General features: G+C 67.5%; 8 protein-coding genes and 4 tRNA genes. All 12 read right to left on the bottom strand.

The features are described 5' to 3' along the window. A partial coding sequence (locus E2F49_RS13560) for a GTP-binding protein (RefSeq protein ID WP_049420184.1) occupies positions 1–117 on the bottom strand: 117 nt, incomplete at its 3' end. Positions 118–193: 76 nt separating this feature from the next. Further along, positions 194–269: transfer RNA gene (locus E2F49_RS13555), tRNA-Thr, on the bottom strand. Positions 270–310: 41 nt separating this feature from the next. Then, a tRNA-Gly gene (locus E2F49_RS13550) sits at positions 311–384 on the bottom strand. Between the two features lie 61 nt (positions 385–445). Further along, positions 446–531: transfer RNA gene (locus E2F49_RS13545), tRNA-Tyr, on the bottom strand. Positions 532–1,033: 502 nt separating this feature from the next. After that, on the bottom strand, positions 1,034–2,125 hold the full coding sequence (gene ychF / locus E2F49_RS13540; protein ID WP_055246808.1) for a redox-regulated ATPase YchF: 1,092 nt from the start codon (positions 2,123–2,125) through the stop codon (positions 1,034–1,036). An 88-nt stretch (positions 2,126–2,213) separates the two neighbouring features. Continuing rightward, entirely contained in the window at positions 2,214–2,795 is a 582-nt protein-coding gene (pth, locus tag E2F49_RS13535; RefSeq protein WP_133394356.1) for an aminoacyl-tRNA hydrolase, read from the bottom strand. Between the two features lie 45 nt (positions 2,796–2,840). Further along, the gene (locus tag E2F49_RS13530; protein WP_133394355.1) at positions 2,841–3,497 is read right to left on the bottom strand and encodes a 50S ribosomal protein L25/general stress protein Ctc; all 657 of its coding nucleotides are present in this window, start codon (positions 3,495–3,497) and stop codon (positions 2,841–2,843) included. Between the two features lie 84 nt (positions 3,498–3,581). After that, a complete protein-coding gene (locus tag E2F49_RS13525; protein ID WP_055246801.1) occupies positions 3,582–4,541 on the bottom strand; it encodes a ribose-phosphate diphosphokinase in 960 nt (319 codons plus the stop codon). Between the two features lie 60 nt (positions 4,542–4,601). Beyond that, positions 4,602–4,677: transfer RNA gene (locus E2F49_RS13520), tRNA-Gln, on the bottom strand. Between the two features lie 62 nt (positions 4,678–4,739). Beyond that, on the bottom strand, positions 4,740–5,618 hold the full coding sequence (gene ispE / locus E2F49_RS13515; RefSeq protein WP_133394354.1) for a 4-(cytidine 5'-diphospho)-2-C-methyl-D-erythritol kinase: 879 nt from the start codon (positions 5,616–5,618) through the stop codon (positions 4,740–4,742). Continuing rightward, the gene (lolB, locus tag E2F49_RS13510; protein ID WP_133394353.1) at positions 5,615–6,280 is read right to left on the bottom strand and encodes a lipoprotein insertase outer membrane protein LolB; all 666 of its coding nucleotides are present in this window, start codon (positions 6,278–6,280) and stop codon (positions 5,615–5,617) included. Before lolB ends, ispE begins: the two co-directional genes overlap by 4 nt. Next, positions 6,277–7,974, bottom strand: a complete 1,698-nt coding sequence (locus tag E2F49_RS13505) for a tetratricopeptide repeat protein (RefSeq protein WP_133394352.1) — start codon at positions 7,972–7,974, stop codon at positions 6,277–6,279. Before E2F49_RS13505 ends, lolB begins: the two co-directional genes overlap by 4 nt. Between the last annotated feature and the right edge of the window lie 71 nt (positions 7,975–8,045).

The raw sequence follows: 8,045 nt of genomic DNA, 5'->3' as shown, positions 1-8,045 counted from the left end.
ACGCTCGGCGCCGATCTTGGTCAGTGCGGCGGTCAGCGTGGTCTTGCCGTGGTCGACGTGACCGATGGTGCCGACGTTGACGTGCGGCTTGGTGCGCTCGAACTTACCCTTTGCCATGGCTGCTCTATCTCGAAATCTGGTGAATTGGTGATTGCGTGCAGCGGCCCCACCACCGGCGGCGACCGCGAAAAGGTGGTGCTCACGAAAGGAATCGAACCTTCGACCTCCTCCTTACCAAGGAGGTGCTCTACCGACTGAGCTACGTGAGCAACGATGTGGAACGGTGGATCGGGTGATGCCGGCAGTTCAATGGAGCGGGAGACGGGAATCGAACCCGCACCATCAGCTTGGAAGGCTGAGGTTCTACCGTTGAACTACTCCCGCACCGGGACCCGCATACCGCATTACAACCTGTCGCACTGCAATTGTTCCACCGTGCCGAAAGTGGTGGAGGGAGGTGGATTCGAACCACCGAAGGCGTAAGCCAGCAGATTTACAGTCTGCCCCCGTTGGCCGCTTGGGTATCCCTCCAGCGCTTTCGTTGCCGGTGAAAACAGCCCGCGATTTTGGGGCCAGTTCCGGTTCCTGTCAACGTCGGATGACGCTGGATTTCACCGGACCCGCCTTCGCTGCAGACGGCCTGCGCAGGCGGGCGCGCATCTTAACCGGAGCGCCGCGCGGATGCCATGGTCCGGACAGGAATTTTCTTCGAATCTGCTCGCCGAACCCGCTCTTCGATCAGCAGCCGGATGGTGTCCAGCGCCTGTCGGCGCCGTGACCACCAAGCGGATATCGGGCCGCGACTGGGCGCGGTACCCGGCAGGCGCCCAAGCAGGTCCCACTTTGCGAAGCAGAAGTTCGCGCCAACCTGAGTAGAAGGGCCAAAGACACTGGATGACCAGCCTTCGGCTGGTGAACAAGCGCCTCCCGCTTTCGCGGGAATGACGGTACTGAAGGAGCCTGGACCCGGCCCGCCCACCCGGGCACGAAAAAGGCGCCACGAAGGCGCCTTTTTCTCGACCGACGCAGCGTGTCAGACGTTGAAGCGGAAGTGCATCACGTCGCCGTCCTTGACGATGTATTCCTTGCCTTCCAGACGCCATTTGCCGGCTTCCTTCGCACCGCCTTCGCCGTTGTAGCGGATGAAGTCGTCGTAACCGACCACTTCGGCGCGGATGAAGCCTTTCTCGAAATCGGTGTGGATGACTGCGGCCGCCTGCGGCGCGGTCGCGCCGATGCGGACGGTCCACGCGCGCACTTCCTTCACGCCGGCGGTGAAGTAGGTCTGCAGCGTCAGCAGCCCGTAGGCCGCGCGGATCACGCGGTTCAGGCCCGGCTCCTCGAGACCGAGATCGGTCAGAAACGCATCGCGATCGGCATCGTCGAGCTGCGAGAGTTCTTCCTCGATCGCCGCCGACACCGGCACGACCTCGGCGCCCTCGCCCGCCGCGCGTGCGCGCACGGCGTCGAGGTGCGGATTGTTCTCGAAGCCGTCCTCGAGCACGTTGGCGATGTACAGCACGGGCTTGTTGGTCAGCAGGAACAGGTCGCGGATCGCGGCCTGGTCGTCATCGGAGAGCTTGAGCGATCGCACCGGATGGCCGTCGGCCAGACCCTTCTGCACGCGGCCGAGCACCTCGGCGCGGACCTTGGCGTCCTTGTCGCCGGTCTTGGCCGAACGCTCGGCGCGCTGCAGCGCGCGCTCGACCGAATCGAGATCGGCCAGCGCCAGCTCGGTATCGATCGTCTCGATGTCGGCGATCGGGTCGACCTTGTTGTTGACGTGGATGACGTCCGGATTCTCGAAGCAGCGCACCACGTGCGTGATCGCGTCGACCTCGCGGATGTGCGACAGGAACTTGTTGCCCAGGCCCTCGCCGCTGGCCGCGCCGGCGACGAGACCGGCGATGTCGACGAATTCGACCGCCGTCGGCAGCACCTTCTGCGGTTTGACGATCGCCGCCAGCGCATTGAGGCGCAGGTCCGGCACCGGCACGATGCCGACGTTCGGCTCGATGGTGCAGAACGGGAAGTTGGCCGCGGCGATGCCCGCCTTGGTCAACGCGTTGAAGAGGGTCGACTTGCCGACGTTCGGCAGGCCGACGATGCCGCATTTGATGCCCATCTGGGATCCGTGACTGGTGATTCGTGATTGGTGATTCGAAAGGGCAGCAGTGGCGCGCGCTCACGAATCACCAATCACCAATCACGAATTACGGCTTCACCGTGTGCAGCTTCGTCATCGCATCCATGAAATTGCCGTCCATCGCCAGCGGCAGCACGTCGATCGCAGCGTCGATCGCGCGGCCGATCAGGATGTCGTCATCGGCGCTCGCGCGCCCCAGCACCCACGGCGTGACCTTGTCCTTGCTGCCCGGATGCCCGATGCCGATGCGCAGACGGTGGAACTTGCCATGCCCCAGCAGCTGCATCGTGTCGCGCAGGCCGTTCTGCCCGCCATGCCCGCCGTCGAACTTCAGACGCGCAGTGCCCGGCGCCAGGTCCAGTTCGTCGTGCGCCAGCAGCGCCTGTGCCGGCTCGAATTTCCAGAAACGCAGCGCCGCCGTGACCGACTTGCCGCTGAGATTCATGAAGGTGGCCGGCTTGAGCAGCCAGACCGGCCGGCCGGCGATGTCGATCTTCGCGGTCTCACCGAACAGCTTGCTGTCGAGCCGGAATGTTGCGCCCGCCTTCGCGGCGAGTTCGTCGACAAAACGGAACCCGGCGTTATGCCGGGTCCGTGCGTACTCGGCGCCGGGATTGCCCAGGCCGACGATCAGTCGCAGTGCTGACATCGAGACGGCAACGCGGGCGCGCCCGAAGGCACGCCCGCACGACGATTACTCGTCGTCCTTGGCAGCCTTGGTGGCCGGGACATCGGCCGACGCTTCGTCGGTCTCTTCCGGCTCGGCTTCCACGCGGCCGTGCTTGGCGACGACGACGGCAACGTCGTGGTCCGCGCCCAGCGCCAGTTCCGGAATCTCGACGCCCTTGGGCAGCTTGACCTGCGAGAGGTGGACGATGTCGCCGACGACCATCGCGCCGAGATCGATCTCGATGAACTCCGGCAGGTCGCCCGGCAGACAAGTCACGGTGACTTCGTTGAGCTCGTGCGTGATCACCACGTCGGCCGCCTTGCCGGCCGGCGAGCTGTCTTCGTTGATGAAGTGCAGCGGCACGGCGGTGCGGATGGTCTCGTTCGCGTTCACGCGCTGGAAGTCCAGGTGCAGGATCTGCTGCTTGAACGGGTGACGCTGCATGTCGCGCAGCAGGACCTTCTGGACGTCGCCGTTGAGGCTCAGGTCGAGGATCGAGGCGTAGAACCACTCGTGCTGGCTGGCGAGCCAGACATCGTTGTGGCTCAGCTTGATGCTGACGGGCTTGAGGTCGCCGCCGTAGACGACGGCAGGCACTTCACCGGCGTGACGGAGGCGGCGGCTCGCACCCTTCCCCTCGTCTTCGCGGCGCTGCACCTTGATTTCATGCGTGGTAGCCATGTTCTTGATTCACTTTTCTGGAGTTGAAACCGCCTCGCGGCGGTGATGCGTCTCGTCCGCGACCAGACGAGACGTTGCAGCAGGTCAGTCCACGTAGAGCGAACTGACCGATTCTCCGAACGCGATCCGGCGGATCGTCTCGGCAAGCAGCTCGGCGACGCTGAGCTGACGGATGCGCGCGCACCCGCGCGCGGCCTCCGACAGCGGAATGGTGTCGGTGACCACCATTTCGTCGAGCTGCGACTTGTTGATGTTGTCGATCGCCGCGCCCGACAGCACGGCGTGCGTGCAGTAGGCGACGACCTTGACCGCGCCCTGCGCCTTGAGCGCGGCAGCGGCGGCGCACAGCGTGCCGGCGGTGTCGACGATGTCGTCGACCAGCACGCAGGTCTTGCCGCGCACGTCGCCGATGATGTTCATCACCGTGGCGACATTGGCACGCGGGCGGCGCTTGTCGATGATCGCCAGGTCCGCGTCGTCGAGACGCTTGGCAATCGCGCGGGCGCGCACCACGCCGCCCACGTCGGGCGAGACCACGACCATGTTGTCGGTGCCGTGCGCGCGCCAGATGTCGGCCAGCAGCAGCGGCGAGGCGTAGACGTTGTCGACCGGAATGTCGAAGAAGCCCTGGATCTGGTCGGCGTGCAGGTCCACCGTCAGCACGCGGTCGGCGCCGGCAGCGGTGATGATGCGCGCGGCGACCTTGGCCGTGATCGGCACGCGGCTCGAACGCAGGCGACGGTCCTGGCGCGAATAGCCGAAATACGGGATCACCGCGGTCACGCTGGCGACCGATGCGCGCTTGAGCGCGTCGATCAGCACCAGCAGTTCCATCAGGTTCTCGGCCGACGGTGCGCAGGTCGGCTGGATGACGAACACGTCCTGACGACGCACGGTCTCCTCGATCTCGACCTGCACTTCGCCGTCGGAGAACGTGGACACCAGCGCACGACCCTGGCGCACGCCCAGTTCGCGGCACACGGACTTGGCCAGTGCGCGATTGGCGTTGCCGGAAAAGATCAGGAGATTGCGTTCTTCTTTCATGTCTGCGGTTCCGCGTCGCTCTGACCGAGCGGATGGGAGGACCGTGCGCGAGCACGGGGATGGCAGGGGCGGCAGGATTCGAACCTGCGAATGCCGGGATCAAAACCCGGTGCCTTAACCACTTGGCGACGCCCCTTCAGAAATCCGGGATTAGGAATTCGGGATTGGGGATTCGACGCGTGAGCGAATCCCCAATCCCTAATCCCGAATCCCGGCCTCCAATGCATCCAGCAGCGGAGAGCGCATCGCGCCGGCCACGACGCGGGACTGGACCCGCGATGCGACCCGGGCCTGCGCTTCTTCAGCGGATTCGCGCGTAGCGAATTCGACGAAGCAGCCGCTGCCCGTCCCGGTCAGGCGTGGCGTGCCGACCTCCGCGAGCACTGCGAACACGGCCTCGACGGCAGATTCGCGGCGACGCAGGACCGGCTCGAACGCGTTGCCGAGCGATGCACCTGAAACGAAGTCCGCCATTGTCGCGGGCGCAGCATTTCGCGTCAATTCAGGGGCCTGGAACAAGCCGGCGGTATTCACGTGCACGCCGGGGTCCGCCAGCAGGTACCAGGCCGGCGGCAGATCGATGGGCACCAGCGATTCGCCCACGCCTTCGGCCCAGGCGTTGTGTCCGCGGACGAACACCGGCACGTCTGCGCCCAGGGTCAGACCGAGCGCGGCGAGACGGTCCTCGCCGAGATCCAGTCCCCACAACCGGTCCAACGCACGCAGCACCGTCGCGGCATCCGAAGAGCCGCCGCCCAGGCCGGCACCAGATGGAATCATCTTTTCGACGATGATGTCAGCGCCTTGCGCGAATTTGAGCGAAGATTGCAGCAGCCGCGCTGCGCGCACGACCAGATCATCGGCCTCGGCGAGTCCCGGAATCGAGTCGCCGACCCGGCGGATCTGCCCGTCCGCACGTGGGCGCAGACGGATCGTGTCACCCCAGTCGAGCATCCGGAACACGGTCTGCAACGCATGGTAGCCGTCCTCGCGTCGACCGGTGATGCGCAGGAACAGGTTCAGCTTGGCCGGCGCCGGCCAGACCGACCAGCCGCCGGAATCGACCACGGTGTTCATGGAGCGTCGGTCGTGCCCGGCGCCCAGCTGTCGACGATCAGCCGCACGCGCGCCTCGCCGCGCTGGGCGTTGATGCGGGTCGGCAACGCCGGGGTGCCGCCGGCCACCGGGTCCGGCTGCCATTCGAGGTAGTCGATGGTCCAGCCGTCCTGCTGCAGCCGCGCGAGCCGACCGGCCGCGTCGTAACCGACCTCGGCCGGTCCGGACGTCGTCGCATCGGCACGTGCGCCGGCGGCCCAGGCCGCCATCGCGGTGACCGGGATTTCGAAGCCGGTGGCTTCCCACAGCAACGTGCCGACGTCCGCGCCCTCGCGCGGCCCGCCTTCGAGACCATCGATGCGCGCACCGGCCGGGCCGCCACGCAGCTGCCAGCTCTGCCGGGTGACCGGCGCGCTGAGCGTCACCTGGTAGTCGGCGCTGGCTTGGCGCCATTCGATGCGGCCACTGCCGCCGTCGCGGCCATTGGACATCGCCACGCGGCCGGTGAACGCGAGTTCGGGCAGTGCGCGTACTGCCGATTCGCGGGCCGCGAGGCGGGCCTCGGCCGCCGCGAGTGCGGCCGGCTCCAGTTCGACGGTCTGCAGCGGCGCACGCACCGGCACGCTGGTACAGGCGGACAACAATGCAGCCGCGAGCGCGGCGCTGGCGATCTTCAGTTTCATGCGCCGGTCTTCTCCAGCGCGCGGATCAGCGAGCGGTTGTCGGGATCGATACCACGCGCCTCGTCGAAGTACTTGCGTGCCTCGTCGTGACGGCCCATGACCCACAGCACTTCACCGATGTGCGCGGCCACTTCGGCGTCCTTCATCATCGAGAACGCACGGCGCAACTCCACCAGCGCATCCTCGTTGCGGCCCAGGCGATAGAGCACCCAGCCGTAGCTGTCGATGATCGCGGCGTTGTCCGGTTCGGCCACGCGTGCACGGTCGATCAGCTCGAGCGCTTCGGTGTAGCGCGTGGTGCGGTCGGCCAGGGTGTAGCCCAGCGCATTGAGCGCAGCGACGTTTTCCGGGTCGATCGCCAGGATGCGGCGCAGGTCGGCCTCGGCGCGCGGAATGTCGTCGCGACGCTCCCACATCAGCGCGCGCGAGTAGAGCACGGCCGGATCGTCGGGCATCGCCGCCAAGCCCCGGTTGTAGACGTCGAGCTCGGCCGGGTCGTTGCCCTGCTGCCGCAGTTCGGCTTCGAGCAGATAGGCATTGCGACGCGTGTCCTCGTCAGCGCCGCCGTCGGACTGCAGTTCGCGCAACCGTGCCCAGGCATCGTCCTTGCGGTCGAGCTCGTGCAACACGCGCGCGCCACGCAGACGCGCCTGCGCGCGCTCGGGGCCGCCGGGCACGGTCTGGTACCACTCCAGCGCCTCGTCGTACTGCTCGAGGTATTCGGCCATCTGGCCCAGCAGCAGGCGCTGCGCGGGGTTGGGCGTCAGCGCGACCGCCTTGACCTCCTCGTAGAGCGCCGCCAGCGCGGTCTTGTTCTCGGCACGCGCCAGCAGCGACGCACGCAACACGTACGTGCGGCCGTCCTGCGGGCCCATCGCCATCGTGCGCTCGGCGTCGGCGAGATCGCCGAGCGCCTCGTACTCGCCGGCGATCGCCAGGCGCAGGTCCGGCGCGATCAGGGCCGCATCGCCGAGCGCGACCAGCGCCTGACGCGCCTCGTCGGCGCGGCCGGTCTCGCGCAACTGGCTGGCGCGCAGCAGGGCCACGCGGGGCTCGCCGGGGAAGCGCGCGACGATGTTGTCGAGGATGCGTTCGGTCAGATCGCTGCGGTCCAAACGCTGGGCAAGGCCGCCGAAGGCCATCCAGGCCTGCAGCACGTCGGGGATGGCGCCGCTGTCGACGAGCTGGCCGAGCAGGCGCGCGGCCTGGTCCTGGTCGCGCGCGCCGCCACCGAGCACGGTGAAGGCATGGCGCCAGCCCGCCGGGTCGCCACTGCGCAGCAGCGCTTCGAGCTGGCGACGTGCGGCACGGTCGCGGCCGTTGCGCAGCGACAGCGTGGTCTCGGCCGCCAGCATCGGCATCGAGCCCGGCGCATTGCGGCGCCACAGATCCAGGGCCTGCGCGGCGCGGCGGTCGTCGCCTGCCAGCAGCGCGATGCGGGTGGCGCGTTCGGCCAGCCCCGCGTCTCCGTCGGACTGGCGGGCGGCATCGAGATACCAGTTGGCGGCCTCGTCCAGGCGCCCGGCCTGCACGGCGAACTCGCCGGCGAGCGTCGCGCCGAGCACGTCCTGGTGCAACGGATCGTTGCGGTCGAGATCGCCGCGCTGCGCGTGGGCCACGCAGGCCAGCCCGAGCAGGGGCACCAGCAGCGCCGCGCGCAGCCGCGCGGTGCGGATCGGGGGGAAAACGGGCATCTGGGGCAACCGGGCCGTAAAATGGGCGCCTTCGTCCGCAGCTTATCGCAAGCGCCTGAACGGAAATACGC

The organism is Luteimonas terrae, assembly GCF_004358165.1.
GTDB classification, from domain to species: domain Bacteria; phylum Pseudomonadota; class Gammaproteobacteria; order Xanthomonadales; family Xanthomonadaceae; genus Luteimonas; species Luteimonas terrae.
The sequence above is the reverse complement of the archived record's forward strand: the minus strand, read 5'-3'. Positions and strand labels throughout refer to the sequence as shown.